General features: G+C 49.7%; 13 protein-coding genes. 6 read left to right on the top strand and 7 right to left on the bottom strand.

Annotated elements, in window-relative coordinates:
• The first annotated feature begins 115 nt into the window (after positions 1-115).
• Positions 116-2,392 carry a tetratricopeptide repeat protein gene (locus IEY24_RS22065; RefSeq protein WP_188936089.1) on the top strand — a complete coding sequence of 759 codons (2,277 nt, stop codon included), beginning with the start codon at positions 116-118 and terminating at the stop codon, positions 2,390-2,392.
• Between the two features lie 127 nt (positions 2,393-2,519).
• Here IEY24_RS22065 and IEY24_RS22060 read toward each other — a convergent pair whose 3' ends face one another.
• A complete protein-coding gene (locus IEY24_RS22060) occupies positions 2,520-2,897 on the bottom strand; it encodes a response regulator (protein WP_188936087.1) in 378 nt (125 codons plus the stop codon).
• 208 nt (positions 2,898-3,105) lie between these two features.
• Between IEY24_RS22060 and IEY24_RS22055 the strand changes: the two genes are divergently transcribed.
• The 5 genes from IEY24_RS22055 to IEY24_RS22035 all read left to right on the top strand — a co-directional run bounded on the left by IEY24_RS22055 (position 3,106) and on the right by IEY24_RS22035 (position 9,171).
• Complete coding sequence (locus IEY24_RS22055) at positions 3,106-3,372, top strand: YtxH domain-containing protein (RefSeq protein ID WP_188936085.1); 267 nt, start codon at positions 3,106-3,108, stop codon at positions 3,370-3,372.
• A 466-nt stretch (positions 3,373-3,838) separates the two neighbouring features.
• A complete protein-coding gene (gene rpoN, locus IEY24_RS22050) occupies positions 3,839-5,281 on the top strand; it encodes an RNA polymerase factor sigma-54 (RefSeq protein ID WP_188936083.1) in 1,443 nt (480 codons plus the stop codon).
• Positions 5,282-5,310: 29 nt separating this feature from the next.
• Positions 5,311-6,771: a sigma-54-dependent transcriptional regulator gene (locus tag IEY24_RS22045; protein ID WP_188936081.1), complete on the top strand. Its 1,461-nt coding sequence runs from the start codon at positions 5,311-5,313 to the stop codon at positions 6,769-6,771.
• Between the two features lie 20 nt (positions 6,772-6,791).
• On the top strand, positions 6,792-8,222 hold the full coding sequence (locus IEY24_RS22040) for a hybrid sensor histidine kinase/response regulator (protein WP_188936079.1): 1,431 nt from the start codon (positions 6,792-6,794) through the stop codon (positions 8,220-8,222).
• An 85-nt stretch (positions 8,223-8,307) separates the two neighbouring features.
• Positions 8,308-9,171: a hypothetical protein gene (locus tag IEY24_RS22035; protein WP_188936077.1), complete on the top strand. Its 864-nt coding sequence runs from the start codon at positions 8,308-8,310 to the stop codon at positions 9,169-9,171.
• A 77-nt stretch (positions 9,172-9,248) separates the two neighbouring features.
• Here the strand turns inward: IEY24_RS22035 and IEY24_RS22030 are convergent, their stop codons facing one another.
• The 6 genes from IEY24_RS22030 to IEY24_RS22005 all read right to left on the bottom strand — a co-directional run bounded on the left by IEY24_RS22030 (position 9,249) and on the right by IEY24_RS22005 (position 18,054).
• Positions 9,249-12,356, bottom strand: coding sequence for an efflux RND transporter permease subunit (locus tag IEY24_RS22030; RefSeq protein ID WP_188936076.1), 3,108 nt, complete (start codon positions 12,354-12,356; stop codon positions 9,249-9,251).
• 6 nt (positions 12,357-12,362) lie between these two features.
• Positions 12,363-13,451, bottom strand: a complete 1,089-nt coding sequence (locus IEY24_RS22025; protein ID WP_188936075.1) for an efflux RND transporter periplasmic adaptor subunit — start codon at positions 13,449-13,451, stop codon at positions 12,363-12,365.
• Positions 13,452-13,505: 54 nt separating this feature from the next.
• Complete coding sequence (locus IEY24_RS22020) at positions 13,506-14,753, bottom strand: TolC family protein (protein WP_188936074.1); 1,248 nt, start codon at positions 14,751-14,753, stop codon at positions 13,506-13,508.
• 105 nt (positions 14,754-14,858) lie between these two features.
• A complete protein-coding gene (locus tag IEY24_RS22015; RefSeq protein ID WP_188936073.1) occupies positions 14,859-16,226 on the bottom strand; it encodes a HAMP domain-containing sensor histidine kinase in 1,368 nt (455 codons plus the stop codon).
• A gap of 8 nt (positions 16,227-16,234) precedes the next feature.
• A complete protein-coding gene (locus tag IEY24_RS22010) occupies positions 16,235-16,921 on the bottom strand; it encodes a response regulator transcription factor (RefSeq protein WP_188936071.1) in 687 nt (228 codons plus the stop codon).
• A 95-nt stretch (positions 16,922-17,016) separates the two neighbouring features.
• On the bottom strand, positions 17,017-18,054 hold the full coding sequence (locus IEY24_RS22005; RefSeq protein ID WP_188936069.1) for an App1 family protein phosphatidate phosphatase: 1,038 nt from the start codon (positions 18,052-18,054) through the stop codon (positions 17,017-17,019).
• Positions 18,055-18,058 lie beyond the last annotated feature (4 nt).

Genomic DNA, 18,058 nt, shown 5'->3' with positions numbered 1-18,058 from the left:
TTATTTATTTAAAAAGTTATATTTTACTGATAATTTATCAAACGGTCTAAGCAATAATTGTAATTTTCCGAGAATACTTGTAGGTTAGTAGCTTTTGAGCCATTAAGCACCCCCTATGGTACAGAAAATTCACTTACTTGTGATGACAGGTATGTTGCTGATGTTGATGGTGTTAGCACCTCGGCAGCTCTCAGCCCAGGATTTTAGTGAGTGCCAACGATTTGTAAAAGAACTTCTACCCCTTTTTAATAAATCATTCGAAGAGAATAATCCTGCATTATTGCGCGGCGAGGAATACCAGCGTGGCGTCCGCAATTTGCAGGTAGCCTATGCGGCCTACCACAAGCTGGCCTTCCAACCTTCGGATTCGGTTCAGCGCATGAACAACGAGGCCGTGATCCTCGCGCTTTCAGGGAATTACCAAAAGGCATTGCACATCATGGAAGCGCTCGATCTCGCCGAGGGTGACCCGCATATGCATTATAACCGTGGACTTTTTGCGTTGCTATCGGGCAAATTCGATGCTGCACGCAACGACTTTGCCGATTCGCCCGGTGGTTCGGAGGCGACGCTGAATACTTTGGTGGCGCTGGGGAAGCAGAAAAAGTATCAGGAAGCGACCAGCTTCGCGAGTGATAATTCGGCGAAAAACACCGGCGGAAAATGGAATTTCAACGTCGGGATGGTACATAAGTACAGCGGACGTATGGAGGAAGCCGTGGATGAACTGACTACCGCGATTCGTCAGAAGGATGAGATGGCTTACCGGCTGCAACGCGGCGATATCCTAATGCGCACCGGCAATGAAAAGCGGGCAGTGAAGGATTTCGAGAAGGTAGCACGCACGCACCTGAAGGCACAGATACGCTACGCGAATGCGCTGCTTTCGCTCAACCAGTTCGGGATGGCCAAGGCTGTTTTTGAAAAATACCTTGAAACCGACGACCGTACCTTTCGCGGCGATGCTTACCTGGGAATGGCGCATTCGTGCTACGGGCTGCACCAGATCGGTGAGGCGCAACGGTATTACAAACTTGCATCGACTTTAAAACGCGAAACACCCGCATTGCAATCCGGAATCGCGAATACCCATCTTAGCAAGCATGAGTACCAGACTGCATTTACCCTTTTTGACAGGGTTATCAAAAAAGATTCAACGTATTTGCCAGCTTACCTCGGAAGGGCAGTTGCCAACTATGGCCAAAAGAAATATGACCTCGCACTGAAAGATTTCAAGAAGGGCGAGAAGGCATTGAACGAGGATAACAAGTTCTTTGCCGACCTTTTTGTGACCAAGGCTTTTTCGGAATACTACCTGAAGAAGAGCGCCCTGGCACAGGAAGATTTTCAGAAGGCAATCAAGCTCGACCCGATACGGTACGAAGCATTGGCGGGGATGAGCGGCATTATGATCGATCAGAAGCGGTATTCGGAGGCGGGGCAATATCTGGCCAAAGCACTCCAGTATGAGCAGGGGTACGACCTTATGTGGAGTAACTACGGAAACCTGCTGCTGCATTTTGATATGTATAAAAAGGGTTATCAGGTTTTCAAAAAGGCGGTTTCGCTCAATCCGTCGAATGTCAACGCCCAGAACGGGTGGGGAATCGCACTGCTGGAAAATGACCAGCTGGATAAGTCGATGGCCGTTTTTGACAGTCTTGTGCGCGAGAAGCCGGAGCTGCCATTCCTGCACAACAACCACGGGATCGTACAGGCTTACATTGGTAACCGGCACGACCAGAAGCACCAGGTGAACGAGGCCAATGCCCGGTATAATGGCGCTTTCGAGGATTTCAAGCTCGCGATGGCAGCTGCACCCGGCCGGAAGTTTTATAACGTGAACCAGGGAAATGTGTACCGGTATATGGAGCGGTTCGACGACGCAAAGCTGAGTTACCAGACTTACCAGGACAAAAGTGCATTGAACAATACGGCAGTTATGTATGCGGGCCAGGAGCGGCTTAAAGACGCAAAGTATTACCTCGGCGTCGCCATCCAGATCGACTCGCTGCATCGCGTTTTCCAGTACAATATGACGGTTCTGGTGAAAGGCAAACAAAAGGAGATGATGCGGCTGGTGGCTTCGGCGGACGAGGACAGCCCGTTTTCAGATATTGGAATCAAGTACAGCCGCGATGGTTTCGTAACCATCTACCTCTACGATTACGAATACGATGTACTGACTTTTCCGGGCCGCCACTATATGCCATTGCCCGTAGCTGAGTATAAGGAAGACTATTTTATCCCTGAATACGATTTAAAACTCGTTCCTTACGAGAAAAAGAAGACTAGTCCCGAAAAGAAAAAGCACGCGCGGTATCGTAGCCAGAAAGTAAAGATGCCCGGAAGCAGGGCGCGGTCCGGGACAAAATGTCCTGTGCTGTTTTAGAAGTTAACTGTAATTAAACAGCCCGGAATGGCCTTTTTGAGTAATATTTTCCACGACCAATCGAAGATAATCCCCAATTGATGTAAATTTTTCCACTATTTGGAAGCGATGCCGGTGGTTGGTAAGCTCAGAGTTCGTTTGCGTGTTTTGTGAAGATATTCTTGACTTCTACAAAGCTTATCGGTTTGTCGAGGAAAAAGTCGGCACCGTTTCGGAAAGCCTCTTCTTTAAGGTTAGTCATGGCACTCATCATGACCACTTTCGCGCGTTTGGCCGGGTGGGCCTCGCGTATTTGCCTGATTGCCTCCACGCCTTTTCCATCAGGTAAGTTGTTGTCTATGAATACCCAATCGGGACTCTGATCCCTGACGCAATCCAGTCCCTCGGATAATGAAGCGACCACCAGGACCAATCCCTCGGGTGTTTTAATATTCAGTTGCCTTATTAGAAAATTGCGCATCAACACTCCCAAATCCCGTTCATCTTCTATAATAACAATTTTCATAGCATTGTGTGAGAAGTAATAATTTCAGCCATCGATAGTGGAGGTATTTTCCGGCGCCATTCGTGGAGCGTTGGATTACAAGCTAACCTTTGGGGGGATTAGGCAATAATCCTGCCATATGGCGGCTGCGGGAAGGGGTGTTGGTTGGTACAAGATTTTCCGCGTTTTTGAATGAAACAAAATGATCCACAATAAAACCGAGTGTGTTATGTCGACGAACAAAATCATTTTAGGGCTGGTGACAGCGGCGGTGGCAGGAGCGGTAATAGGCTTGTTGCTCGCACCGGAGGAAAGCAGAAAGACAATCAGGAAACTTAAAAAGAAAACGAATAGCCTGGCAGGCGACCTGATCGCTGCTTTGGAGAAAAGCAAAAACCAGGTAGCAGATGCGGCGGGCCAGCTTAAAAAGGATGGGGAGGCTTACGCCAACGAGGCCGTTGAAAAAGCCGGCGAGTATGCAGGCTCCACCCCGTGATCGGGTAGGAAACCTTTGACTGACATCATGTGCATCAGATATGGAACCCTCCTTGCCGGAGGGTTCCGACGTTTAGGGGTAGGCAAGGGTTTTGCTTTTCGTATAGTGTTGTTTCGACAAGCCCCATGCCGCGTGATCAACATGGGACTATCGGGAAATGGAGGCGGGAAACCCTTTGAAAGTTACGATATATTTGATTGTCAGTCAGATAGAACGGGAGGATGCGGAAGGAGAGTTCAGATTCCCCGCCCGAAGCCGCGGGTTCGACAGCCGGGCAAAAGTCAGCCGGGGTAACCGCAGGCGCGTTTTTAAATGGGGATTCGCTCTACATTCTGAATTATAATACTCAGTATGTGGAAATAACTACGCAATCTTCGGTAACGCACCTCTTTGTTGGGTCAAGATTGGATAAAGAATCGTAAATTTAAAGCACCAAGAGAATGTAAATTTTACCCTTAGTTGCTATATGCAAAGACAGACGCAGACGCAGAGACAGACTTTAAAATACTCTCCCTTGCAAATTCAGATGCTGAATTTACTGCACCTGACTACAATGGAGCTTGAACAAAGAATTAAGGAAGAACTCGAAGAGAATCCTATACTGGAAGAAGGGAAGGAGGAGAGTGCGTCGGATGAAGCGCCCGAAGAATTCGATGACGCAGACAATTTATCGGGCGGAGAAGACAATTCTGTACAAGACTACTACGACTGGGACGAGTTCCGGGACGATGATATTCCAGACTATAAAACGTATGCAAACAACCAATCGGCGGACAACGAACTATATACCCGACCGATGGTGGAGACGATCTCGTTCAGAGATGATCTCAAACAGCAGGTACACTTTCTGCAACTGGATGAACGTCAGCAACTGATCGCCGACTTCATCCTCGACTCACTCGATGAAGATGGGTTCCTCAGAAGGGAGAGCGACGTGATTGCGGACGATATTTCATTTGCTAACAGCATGTTTATCGATACCGAGGAAGTGAACACAATGCTGAAAATCATCCAACAGCTCGATCCGCCGGGAATTGCAGCCAGCGATTTGCGGGAATGCCTGTTTATCCAGCTGAACCGCATGGAAAATCAGAACGACACTTGGAAATGGGCCTATAAGATCGTGACGGATGCATTCGACGAGCTCGGATCGCGCAATTACGATAAAATCATGCGGATTACCGGCCTGGACGAGGAGTCGCTGAAAAAAGCCATCCAGCTAATCACCACTCTCAATCCGAAACCGGCGTCGGGCCTGCGGAATGACTCCATTGTCAATGAAAGCATCAAGCCCGATTTTATGCTTTGGTACACCGAAGACGGCGAAATCGAAGTGCAGCTGACGTGGGGAAACAGCCCGGCCTTGAAGCTGAACAAGGTATTTACCCAAATGGCGGAGCAAAAGCAGGATAAGGCCACCAACCAGTTCCTCAAAAACAAAATGAACTCGGCTAAGTGGTTTATCGATGCCATCAAGCAACGTGAAAATACAATGCTGAACACGCTGAAAGCGATTGTAAGGCTCCAATATGATTATTTTCAGACGGGCGATATCAAGAAATTGCGCCCGATGATCCTGAAAGATGTGGCAGAAATCATCGATATGGATATTTCTACCGTATCCAGGGTTACCACAAACAAATATGTGCAGACACCGTTCGGGATCGTGTTATTGAAAGATCTCTTTACGGAAGGTGTGACAAATGAAGACGGGACGGAGGTTTCGAACCGGGAGATTCAGGAAGCGATCCGCGAGATTGTAATCGACGAGGACAAACGCCACCCTTATAATGACCAACAAATTACGGATATGCTTGCAGAGAAAGGTTATTCTGTTGCCAGAAGAACGGTAGCCAAATACCGCGAGCAGTTGAATATACCCACCGCGAGGTTGAGAGTTACTATTTAAGCAAACTAAGTTAAGCCCTTATAACAGGCATGAAAAAAATAGTTGTTGTTGATGATGAAGCGGATATTTGCTTCCTTTTGAAGCGTTTTTTATCAAAAAATGATTTTATAGTTGAAACAGCCCAGAACGGTAAAGATGGCCTCGCTTTGATAGAATCCATTTCTCCGGACCTGGTCATGACCGATTTCAGGCTGGGTGATATTACTGGTACCGAGTTATTGACGACCATTAAATCCAAAAGACCCAACGTTCCCGTACTGATCATCACCGGTTATTCAGACATCAAAGTTGCGGTGAATGTGATGAAGCTGGGCGCATACGACTACATTACCAAACCCTTGTTTCCAGACGAAATCCTGGTTACTGTAAAGAAGGCCATTGCCGATGCCGAAGCATCGGAAAATGAGGATCAGCAATATGTTGCCCCGGCGTCATCTGACGGCACCGCCGACCCGGTCAAACCAGCCCGCAAGAGTAGTTTACGGACCAAGGCGGGCTATGTTATGGGCAATGGCGAGGTTTCGGACAACCTTTTCAAGCAGGTAGACCTCGTAGCTCCTACCAATTTCAGTGTGATTATTTACGGCGAAAGCGGTTCCGGAAAAGAGGCGATCGCGCAGGAAATTCATAACCGGTCGAGGCGTAAGGACATGCCTTTTGTAGCGATGGACTGCGGGGCTATTTCCAAAGAATTGGCGGGCAGTGAGTTGTTCGGGCATGAAAAAGGCTCCTTTACAGGTGCATTGCAGACCAAAATCGGGCATTTCGAGTTGGCGAACGGTGGTACGCTGTTCCTGGACGAGGTATCCAATCTTTCCTACGAAATACAGGTTGCGTTGCTGCGCGTCGTGCAGGAGCGCAAAATGCGCCGCATCGGCGGATCGAAAGAGATCGATCTGGATGTGCGGATTCTCGTCGCAAGTAACGAACGGCTGCTGGATTCGGCGCGTAGCGGCAAGTTCAGGGAAGATCTTTACTACCGTTTCAACGAGTTCACGATCGAAGTCCCCGCATTACGTAACCGCAGAGAAGATATGATGCTTTTTGCCGGTTCGTTTCTGGAAACAACCAATGTGGAGTTGGGCAAGAATGTGAAAGGATTTTCGGAGGAGGTTAAAAACGATTTTCTCAACTACTCGTGGCCGGGTAACCTTCGCGAGCTAAAAAACGTGATCAAGCGCGCCACACTGCTTTCCGACGGCGAACTGATCGAGGAAAAAGCATTGCCGTTCGAGATCGTTAATTATAAACGGCTGAAAGACCTGGACGACGAGCCGGCACCGGCTACAAGTTCCGGAATATCACAATTGTCGGACAATGCCGACGGAGATGATACTAAGCCGAGCCTGAAAACGGTTGCCAATGAGGCAGAATATGACATGATCATGCAGGTGCTGCGGGATGTCAATTTCAATAAAAGTAAGGCGGCGCGTTTGCTGAACATCGACCGCAAGACGCTTTATAACAAAATGAAACAATTTGATATCTGAAAGAGGAATAGCATTGCGGAATGAGTAACAGACTGATCAGGGTATTGTTGGTGGACGATGACGAGGATGATTATTTCCTGACCCGCGAATATTTTCAGGACCTGGTCAACTGGAAATTCGATATCACCTGGTGCGCCACTTTCAGGGACGCGGAGGCGCAGATCAAAAACAATAAATATGACCTTTACCTGTTCGATTACCTGCTCGGCGAAAGTACCGGGATAGACCTGATCGAGCTTGCGTGCAATTTCGAATGCGAGGAGCCGATTATCCTGCTGACGGGCAAGGGCGATACCAAGATCGCAGTCGAGGCTTTACGCCTCGGAGCCGCCGACTACCTCATCAAAAGCGAGCTGGATGCCGAAAAACTGGAACGAAGCATCCGGTATGCATTGGAGCGGACGTCCGTTTTGAAAGCACTTCGCCACAGCGAGCGACGCTACCGCCGGGTTTTTGAAGAATCGAATGATTTTCTGTTTATCAGTGACCTTGACGGCAATATCATCGACTTCAATGAAGCGGCGAGTATCCTGACGGGGTATTCAGACGACCAGTTGAAAGAGAAAAAGATCACCGAGCTGGTAGAAGATCCCTTGTTCTCGACGCGCTGGAAAGAGATTGCCGATCACCCCATTCACGACCACGAGGTCCGCCTTCTGGCAAAAGACAACGATAAAAAATACTGCCTGTTTTCGGCTTCGGTAGAAGTAGATGACAACCATCCATATATCCAGGGGCGCCTGCATGATATGACCGCGCGGAAGCAATCGGAAAAAGAAAGATTATTTTCCGAGCAAATGGCAGTTACTGGGCGCCTCGTACGTATGCTTGCGCACGAGGTACGCAACCCGCTCACAAACGTGAACCTCTCGGCCGAGCAGCTGGAAATGGAGCTGGCCGACGAAGACCACAAATTTTACACCCAAATCATCAAGCGCAACTGCACGCGTATCAACGACCTTATTACACAGTTGCTGCAACCGTCTGGGTCGGAGGATATTGAGCTGGTGGAAAGCTCGGTACACGCGGTGCTCAGTCAGGCGATCAGCGCTGCGCTCGACCGCGTGCAGCTCAAAAGGATCCAGATCGTGAACGAGTTTGCCGATGGAGAACTCGCATTCCCGCTCGACCGCGTGTCGCTGCAAATGGCATTTCTGAACCTCATTACCAACGCTATCGAGGCCATGGAAGAGGATAAGGGCGTGCTGCGGATCACGACCCGAAACCACAGCGACCACATCGAGGTCCTGTTTGCGGATAATGGCTCGGGAATCAGCGAGGAGCATATGGACAAGATCTTCGAGCCTTATTTCACCGGTAAAAACAATGGAATGGGTATTGGTTTATCAACGACCATGAGCATTATTCATGCGCATCACGGGCGCATCGAGGTACAATCGGAGCTGGGGCTGGGCACTACTTTCACCATTAGTTTCCAGACTGCCAAATAATTACAGCCGACTGCACCAGTCGGCTTTTTTGATGCAACGATCGGTTGGGGACACGCGTAAGGGGAGAAAAAACCGACGCACTTCTATGAAACCCATTTTTACGATCCTCTTCTTAACCATTTTCCTGCACGTCCGGGCACAGGACGCGGATTACTACCGGAAAATCTACACCAGGCCCATTGGCGAAAAGCCGTACAATGCCGAATCGTTGTTGAAAAAGTTCGGCGATGTGAGAATCCATGACCGCTGGTATGTGGGTGTGAGCGGCTTTGTACGAAACGACAGGAATACGATCGATAACGATTTCGATGAACTGATAGGCACCGAGTCGCCCACGGTATCGGCATGGGGTGTTGCTGCCGGGTGGGTTTTTAAAGAGCAATGGAATGTCGAACTGGCATATGATCGCTCGGCAATCCATAATGTACTGATGATTTATGGCGATAATCCGCTGAAATACCAGATGGAAAACGACAAGAATAGCCTGATCCTCCGCGGGAAAATACGGCTGCTTTTTGGTAGACCTTCCGTCCGTAAATCGGCATTCTGGATTGGGGCGGGTGCGGGACTGGTGCCTAACTCGGGGAGGTCGAAGGATTATATGGAGTTTTCGGGTTACCGGGAGAAGGGGCGGCGGCTGGGCGTCGATACTTTGTTCTTGTCGAGCGATACACACATTGCCAAATCCATGACAGGCCTTGTGGAAGCGTCGGCAGAATATGTGGTCAAAGTTGCCAAATCGATTGACATGTCGCTTTTTGCCCGCAAGCAGTGGGGTATGGGTAATTCGCTAACAACCGATCTGGTCTACAAGGTCAATGGTGTGGAAACGGAACGAGCGCGGATCGAAGGCGACGGCTCCGGCTGGAATTTCGGCATTTCGCTTCGCTATGTGTTTCATATTCAATACGACTTCTCTAAGCTGAATCATAGCAGCGGCAAAATATAAAATGAGGTGTCATGCTGAACGGAGTCGAAGTATCATCTTGCGTGATGCTTCGACTCCGCTCTGCATGACTACGGAAATCAAGCATACTTAGAAACTTTGACCTTCCGGTTGAAGAAGCCGTAAATGATCGGGAATATCAATAGCGTGAGCACCGTGGCGGTGATCAGGCCGCCGATTACGACAATAGCCAGTGGCTTTTGCGTTTCAGAACCAATGCCGGTTGAAACCGCGGCCGGTAACAACCCTATGGCCGCCATCAGCGCCGTCATGATCACGGGCCTGATGCGGGATTTCACCCCCTGCCGTATCGCCTCATCCAGCGTCATCCTCGCAGCCAGGTTTTTGTTGAAGACCGAAATCAATATCACGCCGTTCTGCACGCACAGGCCGAAAAGTGCTATGAAACCCACACCCGCGGAAATACCGAAGTTCATGTGTGTGACGTGGAGCGCGAGGATACCGCCGATCAGCGCGAAGGGTACGTTGATCAACACCAGCCCGGCATCTTTTGCGTTGCTGAACATGATGAAAAGCAAGATGAATATCCCGATCAGGCTGATGGGCACTACTTGTCCCAAACGCGCCGTTGCCCGCACCTGGTTCTCGAACTCTCCGGACCAGCTTACCGAATAACCTTTTGGCAAAGAAGAAAGCAATGGTTTGACTTTCGACTGCGCTTCTGCAATGGTGCTGCCGAGGTCACGCTCGCGGACGGAGAATTTCACACCGATAAAGCGTTTGTTGTTGTCGCGGTACACAAATGCCGGCCCGGTCACAGTGCGAATCGTCGAGATTTCTTTCAAAGGAATCTTGCCGCCAGTGAGCGTGGGTACCATCAGCTGCTGAATGTCGTCGACGGTGCGGCGGTATTGTTGCTCGTATCGCAGCCGGATATCGAATTTCCGCTCGCCTTCGTAGAGGATAGACGCCGTTTTACCGCCTATCGCCATTTCGATTACGGCTTGTGCGTCGGCGATGCTTACACCGTATTGCGCCATTTTATGGTCGTGCAGGATCACACTGATCTCCGGCTGGCCGATATTCCGTAAAATACCTACGTCTTTGATACCCGGCACGTCCTTGATCGCTTCCAGCACCTGGTTGGCCTTGTTATTCAATGTTTCGAGGTCGTCTCCGTAAATTTTCACCGCATTACTCGCATTCATCCCCGCCACGGCCTCCGCCACGTTATCGATAATGGGCTGCGAATAGTTGTAGTTGATTCCCTGGAATTGTTTCAGTTTGGTGTCCATTTCCTCGATCAGGTCATCCTGGCTGATTTTGCGCTTCCATTCATCCTTCGGTTTCAAATTCACCTGCATTTGCACATAATAGAAGCCTGAGGGGTCGGTACCGTCGTTGGAGCGGCCAGTTTGGGATAATACCCCGTTTACTTCCGGAAATTCATTCAGTTTGGCGCGAAGCGTCGTCACCATTTTGGTAGTTTCGGCCAGCGAGCTGCTCATCGGCATTTTGGCTTCCACCCACAACGCGCCTTCATTAAGCGTAGGCAGGAACTCGGTACCGAGGAATCTAGCCGAAAAGAGCGTTGCGCCCAGGAATGCAAATGCGAAGATGACACTCAGCTTTTTACGGGCATAGCACCATTCAAAACCCCTGGTCACGGTATTGTCGAAGAAGCGCACCACCGGATTGCTCTTCTCACGCACATTCTTTTTCAGCAGAATAGAACATAGCACCGGCACGAGGGTGAGGGTGTACAGTAATGCGCCGAGCAATGCAAAACCCAGCGTGTAGGCCAGCGGTGTGAACATTTTACCTTCCACTTTCTGGAAACTGAAAATGGGGATCAATGCGGTTATAATGATCAGTTTGGAAAAGAAAATGGCTTTACCCAGCTCGCCGCCGGTACGTTTGATCAGGCCGAGTTTCGAGAGTTTGTTGAACCTGTCCATGCCGTTCCTGTGCGCGAGGTGGTCGAGCGCCACAAATATACCTTCCACCATCACCACGGCGCCGTCGATGATGATCCCGAAGTCGATCGCCCCCATCGAGAGTAGGTTGGCCGACATACCTTTCAATTTCAAACACATAAACGCGAACAGCAGCGCGAGGGGAATGATGATCGACACGATGACCGTCGTGCGCCAGTCGGCCATAAAGAGGAACACGATCACGGTTACGAGCACGATCCCTTCCACAAGGTTGTGTTTCACGGTGTGTGCGCAAAAATCGATCAGGTTGTCGCGGTCGTAAAACGTGACCATTTTGACATCGGGCGGGAGTATTTTGGTATTCAATTCTTCAATTTTGTCCTTCACCCGCGCCAGTACCTCGCTCGGATTTTCGCCCTTGCGCTGTACTACGATGCCTTCCACGACGTCGTCATTACCGTCAAGCCCAACCTGCCCCACACGCGGCATGTCCGACTCGCGCACATCGGCCACGTCTTTCACGAGTACCGGGTTGTCCTTCACGTACTCTACAATGATATTCTGAATGTCGGGAATGGAGTTCAGCAACCCGATCCCCCGCACCACATAGGCCTGCCCGTTTTTCTCGATAACATCGCCGCCGACGTTGATATTGCTCTTTGTAACGGCCTGATACACTTCCAGAGGTGTAATGTTGTATTTGACGAGCTTGGTAGGATTTACCTGCACCTCGTAAATCTTGTCGCGACCACCGAATGCGACCACATCGGCCACACCCGGAACGCTCCTAAGCTGCCGGTCGATCACCCATTTGTGCAAGGTGAGTAGCTCACGGCTGTCGCGGTCCTTGCTTTGTAATGTGAACCGGAAAACTTCGCCGGTAGGGCCGTAAGGGGGTTGCACGTCGGGCTCTACGCCATCGGGGAGCGAGACCGTGCGCAGCTGGTTATTAACCTGTTGGCGGGCAAAAAAATCTTCTACATTATCATCAAAAATGATTTTGACAATACTCAAACCGAACATCGTGGTGCTCCGTACATTGGTTTTCTGCTGCACGGAATTCATGGCGACCTCGATAGGGACCGTTACAAAGCGCTCGATCTCCTCCGCGCTGCGCCCGTTCCATTGGGTTACGATGATGATCTGCGTATTGGTGACGTCCGGAAACGCTTCGAGCGGCGTGTTCTGGTAGCTGACAATGCCCGAAATGATCAGCAGGCCTGTCATGAAGAATATGAAGAACCGGTTTTTCAAAGAAAACCCGACGATCCCCCGGATGAATTTGTTCATGGGATTTTAGTCGTTAAGCGCGTCGTAAACGAGGAGTTGATTTTTTGAAATAATGGTCTCGCCGGGTTTGAGGCCTTCGCTGACATAGGTGGTGTTGGCGAGGGAGCGGTACACTTCTACCGGGCGTGTTTCGATTTTTGTGCGGCTGTGGTAAACCATTACCCAGTTCTTGCTGCGGTCGAAAATGACGGCCTGCGATGGGATTGCCTGCATTTTGTCGCCTTCCTCGAAGTTGAGGGTAACCGTGGCGTGCATTTCGGGTTTGAGTTTGAAACCGACATTCTGTAACTGAATACGAATTTTCATCGCCTTGGTTTCAGGATCGAGGACATTATAAATCTTGTCGACTTTCCCTTTGAAGACCTCGTCGGAAAAGCTGATCGTGCGTACTTCCGCGGGCATCCCCAGCGTCACGCGCGGGATGTCGCTTTCATTTACATTCGCCATCACCCATACATCGGCGATCTGGCCTACGGTAAACAGGCTCTCCGAGTTATCCGAGCGCAGCTGCATTCCCCGGTTCACATTTTTGTCGATGATAAAGCCATTGATCGGCGATTTTACAGTGTAGTTGGTGGATTTACCTAAACCATAGATAGAGAAGACTTCCTTAACCCTGTTCAGTTCGGCCTGCGCTTTGTCTACGATCTGACGTGCGGAAATCACATCACGCTCCGGCACGAGCTTGCTTTCGAAAAGATCTTCGGTCGACGACAGGTTTTTCTGCGCAATGAGCAGATCGGATTGCGCCTGGATCATCTGGCGCTCGAAATCTGCCACTTCTCCCGAGCGGATCGTCGCCAGTTTCTGTCCCTTGCGGACGTTGTCACCCAGTTCCACATCCACTTCTTCCACATTACCGCCCACCAGCGGATATACTTTAATAACCTGGTTTTCGTCCGGTACGACCTTGCCTACAAGCGTAAGTTCGTTGCGTACCGACTCGGTACGCACGGTGTCGATTTTAATGCGGCTCATCATGGTGTCCGAAAGCATAAACGCCTTCGACTCGTCGTTTTCTGCCTTTTTTTGCTCGCAGGAAGTCAGCCACACGCCAACAACGGCCAGGACGACGATATACAGTGAATTTTTCATTGGAAAGTGCATTAATGGCAATGCCGTGAATAAGTTGTGTTCAGTTTGAATGGGTTAGTTGAATAGCTCTTCCCCGACGACGTAGTTGAGTTCTTCATATACTTTGATACGGTCGGCTTGGAGGCGGTTATACTCCTTGATACTCTCGTTGTAGGTTTCGATAAAGTCGATGAATTCGAGCAGAGAGATGTTCCGTTTTTGGAAGTTGTCGTAAATACCGTTGTTCAGAAGCTGGAACTGGTCGGTAAACTGGCCCTCCACACTCTGGAAAGCCTTGTCTGCAATACCAACTTTCTGAACGGCCGCGTCGACCTCGTTGCTCACCGTATTTTGCTTCGCATTCTCGGCCGTTTTGTAATAGCTGATGCTGCTTCTGGCTGCGCGGATATTACCCTGGTTGCGGTTGAAGAACGGCAGCGCAATGGAAGCATTCAAACCGAAGTAATTATTGACGTAGTTGCTCGCCTGGTCGTACACGGCACCCACCTGGATATCAGGTTTTGCCAATGCTTTTTGCAATGTGTAGTTTAATTCTGCCTGTTTCGTCTCCGATTGCGCCACTTTCAGGTCGGCACGGCTTTGCAATGCCTTTTCTTTTAATGAGGCGATGTTGTATCGGTCGAGGTGATAGCGTTGGATTTCTGTGCTATCGACCAGCGATTTGATAGGTTGTTCCGTACTCAGCAGCGTGCGGAGGTCGCGCTGGTTTTCCTGTAATTCAAAAAGGATATTGGCCCGCTCGTTGGTCAGTTCGAAAAGGAGTGCTTTCAGGCGAACGACCTCTTTCAGAGAGATATTCTTGCGGTTATACTCTCTGTCAAACGCGGTAACGGTCGTCCTGAGCGTCGAGATCTGGTTGTCGTAGAGCGCAATGGTCTGTTCGAGATAATACGATTCGAAGAAAATCTGCCGGAGCTCGAATTTCAATGTGCGGATCAGGTTGTAAAACTGGAATTCAGTTTTGCGGGTCGATTCCACGTCCAGCGCGACCTGCTTGTTGCGCTTGCCCGCCCGGGTGATGAGCTGCTGGATGGTGAATGCTTTCTGACCATTTTTGCCCACGTCCAGCGCTCCGCGAGAGGGGTTATAGGCGCTGATTTCGACCCCGAATGTCGGGTTGTTCCAGAGCTTGTCCTGTATCTCGACCGACTTTGCAATGTCGATTTGGTACTTTTCGGCCAGGACTTCAAGATTATTTTGCAAAAACAGGCTGTCGGCCTGCCGGATCGAGAGCCGCAGTGTGTCCTGTGCGTGTAAGGCGGTTGTTAGGAGTACAAAGAGCCCGGTGAGGTATATTCGCATAATTTCCGTGTTAGAATGTGCGATATTCCGACACCGGTATTACACCAGCCTTAAAATAACCTTAGAAAAAAATTAGAATGCCCCGGGGGCCGCGCCCCGCGGGCCTCAAATATGGTTCAGCCGTACCTGAAATTCGCTGCCCTTACCGAGTTCGCTGCTTACGGAAATAGTGCCGTGATGCAGCTCCACAATACGCTGGCAAATGGAGAGCCCAATTCCGAACCCAGGTAGCTCAGTAGCGTTGGTAGACCTGAAAAACGGGTTGAAAATATGCGGAAGGTCGTCTCCGCTGATACCTATGCCGCGATCGCGGACTTTTACTACGCAGGATTTGTGGTTGGAAGAAATCAGTATTTGCGCGCTGTGATCGGACGAATATTTGCATGCATTGTCGAGCAGGTTGGTGAAAACCCTCTTTAATAGCTCCTCGTTGCCTTCAATGACCGTCTCGTTCTCATTCTCGGGGATCGTTTCATAATCAATCACCATCGTATATTCGGGGTGGGAGGAGAGCAGTTCTTCTTTGGCCAAAAAAGCGAGGTCCTCGATATGGATATGCGTCATTTTCATATTACCCATATTCTCGTAGGAGCGGGCCAGGAACAGGAGATTATTGGTAATGCTAATGAGCCGTTCGGTATCCGAGAACAGATTTGCAAAAACCTCTTCTATTTCAGGGTTATCCTTGTTGAAGCGCTGCCCGAGCTGGATTTCGGATTTCAAAGCCGCTAATGGGGTCCGGAGCTCGTGGGAGGCGTGGGATACAAAGCTTTTTTGTTGTTCAAATGCCTTATTCAATCTGTAAAGTACTGTGTTGAAGTTGATTGCCAACTGTGCTATCTCATCCTTCCGGTTGCCTTCGTCGAGCTTTTGGGACAAATTCTGGGCGGTAATGAGTGATACCTGGGCATTGATGCGGCTAATCGGTTTCAATGCATTCCCGGCAAAGTATATCCCCAGCCCTACCGTGGCCGCGATGCCCGCCAGCAATCCCCAGCCGAGTGTGCTTTTCAAATTCTGTAACTTGCTATGTCCGAAAGTGTCATAGGCCGACGCTAGTACCACGAGCGGATCGTCGCCTTCCTGATAAAGCAGGCCGATTACCTCGTTTTCGCCCTGGTGAAACTCCATATATTGCTTTTCGCGCACTTCATTGAGTAGTGAAGTGTGGTAGGTGAGCAGCTTGTCGTCGACGCTGGAATAGGTGAGCTCGTTTTTCGAATCAAAAATCAAGACCTTTTCATCGAGCATTTCTGAAAGTGTGTTCTGGTCGATAGATTTGAGCAGGTCTTTGTCAATTCCTTTCACTTTCACGAGCAGACGGCACGTCGTACGCGCGCGGCTCCGCAGTCGATCGTAAAATTCCTCCTGGCGGTAATGTTCCGAAACGCTGTAAATGACAATGGAAAACAACAGCAGCACCCCCGCTACCAGGAGCGTGAATTGGAGGGCGATACGGTCTTTGATTTTCATATGGAGGCCTATTCTTCTTTCATAATATATCCCATGCCCGGCCGGGTGTGGATAAGCTTGGTAGCGAAGTCTCTATCTACTTTTTTTCGTAAGTAATTGATATACACTTCCACTACGTTCGTTCCGGGGTCAAAATTGAGATGCCACACGTGCTCCGCAAGGTCCATTTTCGAAACTACGCGCCCACGGTGCAGCAGGAAATATTCCAGCAATGCAAACTCTTTGGCCGTGAGGTCTATTACATTCCCCGCCCGTTTTACCTGCTTGGTACCCAGGTTCATTTCCAGGTCGGCAATGCGCAGGATTTTGTCGGAAGTCTCGGGGTTCAACAGATCGGAAACCCGTAATGCCGCATTGATACGCGCCAGCAATTCCCTGAAATCGAACGGCTTAACAATGTAATCGTCAGCTCCGCTGTTGAGCCCTTCCACCCTGTCTTCAATCTCGCCGAAAGCAGTAAGCATAATAATGGGCAGCGACGGCTTGTAAATCCTGATCTGCTGGCAAACGTCATAGCCTTTCATTCCGGGCAGGTTCACGTCGAGCAACACCAGGTCGAATTTCTTTTCCAGGGCGACCTGCTTGCCAGTGATGCCGTCATAGGCGATCTCCGCTTCGAAATTTTCCGCCGCCAATCCACGGAAAATGTTCTGAGCGATTCTGCGGTCATCCTCAACGATCAGGATTTTTTTCATGGTTATTCCAAATAATGGGAGGGATCAAGTTACAAAACGGCGGATATATGCCAAAACCAGCCGGCAGATAATCCCTACCGGAACGGCAAAGTAAGTCAGGAAATGGCGTTCGACACAATTTCCTTTACCTCCGGCTCCGTGGGCGTCTGGAAAACAATGCCGGTGTCGAGGGAATGGATGATCGCCTTGTTGCTGTGCGCGAAATAGCAGGTGTCTATTCCCAGATCCTGAATGTTTTTCAGCAATGCGGCCGTGTGCGCCTTGCTCCGTTTGCGCGTCTGGCGCATGTATACCGCGCGGATGCTTTGGGGGAATGTCCGGCAAATTTCCTCGTAAATCTCAGGGTCTTTTTGGGAATCGTCACCGAGTAAAATAAACTGCAATTCGGGATAGAAATCAATGATATTGTGGATTTTTCGCAACTTATGGTCGTGTGAGCCACTGCCGGTCATCACGAAATCGTCGAGTCCTGATTTGATTTTGTTGAGCTTTAAAACCGCTTTTGGCAGGCCGTTCAACTCGGCAAACCGGACGATCATGTCGTACAAATTCCATTCACTGCTTGACACGTAAAAGAAGATATTGTTGTCTTTGTGCGGGTGAACACGGCTGGCGAACGAAAGCAGCTGGTAGTGCTTTACCACATCATCAAATGGCTTTCGGGCCTGTACATTTTTGGAAAGCAGAACAAATAACTTTCTGAACGAACGGCGACTGTGCGAGATCAGGAACGTATCGTCAATGTCGGAAATGACGCCGTAGGAACTTTTATAAGGCAGAAAAAACTCTTCCGAACTCTCCGCATGGTACTTTTTGCCATTGATCTCGTCGTTCAGGGTAACACGGTAGGTATGCCAGCCGCTGGGCATTTCATCGCTGAGAGGTACCTGAAAACGGAAATAGCCATCGGCCTCGGCAGTCGTTTCGAAGGTCTTTTCACCCACATGCAGCACGATCTTCAAGAACGGAATGGTTTTAATAGAGAACAGCTCGATGATGGTTTTTGCGTACCGAAAGCCACGCCTGGTATATTTCCGGTCACCGGAGGGGTATTTTTTCACCACGTGGCCAAATACGGTCAATTCCTTTTTATTGGCGTAGCCACGGTATAGTTTTAAGTCACAACGTTTCATAACT

The organism is Dyadobacter endophyticus (genome assembly GCF_014641595.1).
GTDB classification, from domain to species: Bacteria; Bacteroidota; Bacteroidia; order Cytophagales; family Spirosomataceae; genus Dyadobacter; species Dyadobacter endophyticus.
The sequence above is the reverse complement of the archived record's forward strand: the minus strand, read 5'-3'. Positions and strand labels throughout refer to the sequence as shown.

Bases quoted from the DNA above. Each gene is read 5' to 3' on its own strand.
- IEY24_RS22060 (WP_188936087.1), bottom strand. From the start codon at position 2,897: ATGAAAATTGTTATTATAGAAGATGAACGGGATTTGGGAGTGTTGATG.
- IEY24_RS22015 (WP_188936073.1), bottom strand. From the start codon at position 16,226: ATGAAAATCAAAGACCGTATCGCCCTCCAATTCACGCTCCTGGTAGCG.
- IEY24_RS22045 (WP_188936081.1), top strand. From the start codon at position 5,311: ATGAAAAAAATAGTTGTTGTTGATGATGAAGCGGATATTTGCTTCCTT.
- rpoN (WP_188936083.1), top strand. From the start codon at position 3,839: ATGCAAAGACAGACGCAGACGCAGAGACAGACTTTAAAATACTCTCCC.
- IEY24_RS22025 (WP_188936075.1), bottom strand. From the start codon at position 13,451: ATGAAAAATTCACTGTATATCGTCGTCCTGGCCGTTGTTGGCGTGTGG.
- IEY24_RS22030 (WP_188936076.1), bottom strand. From the start codon at position 12,356: ATGAACAAATTCATCCGGGGGATCGTCGGGTTTTCTTTGAAAAACCGG.
- IEY24_RS22020 (WP_188936074.1), bottom strand. From the start codon at position 14,753: ATGCGAATATACCTCACCGGGCTCTTTGTACTCCTAACAACCGCCTTA.
- IEY24_RS22065 (WP_188936089.1), top strand. From the start codon at position 116: ATGGTACAGAAAATTCACTTACTTGTGATGACAGGTATGTTGCTGATG.
- IEY24_RS22040 (WP_188936079.1), top strand. From the start codon at position 6,792: ATGAGTAACAGACTGATCAGGGTATTGTTGGTGGACGATGACGAGGAT.
- IEY24_RS22005 (WP_188936069.1), bottom strand. From the start codon at position 18,054: ATGAAACGTTGTGACTTAAAACTATACCGTGGCTACGCCAATAAAAAG.
- IEY24_RS22010 (WP_188936071.1), bottom strand. From the start codon at position 16,921: ATGAAAAAAATCCTGATCGTTGAGGATGACCGCAGAATCGCTCAGAAC.
- IEY24_RS22035 (WP_188936077.1), top strand. From the start codon at position 8,308: ATGAAACCCATTTTTACGATCCTCTTCTTAACCATTTTCCTGCACGTC.
- IEY24_RS22055 (WP_188936085.1), top strand. From the start codon at position 3,106: ATGTCGACGAACAAAATCATTTTAGGGCTGGTGACAGCGGCGGTGGCA.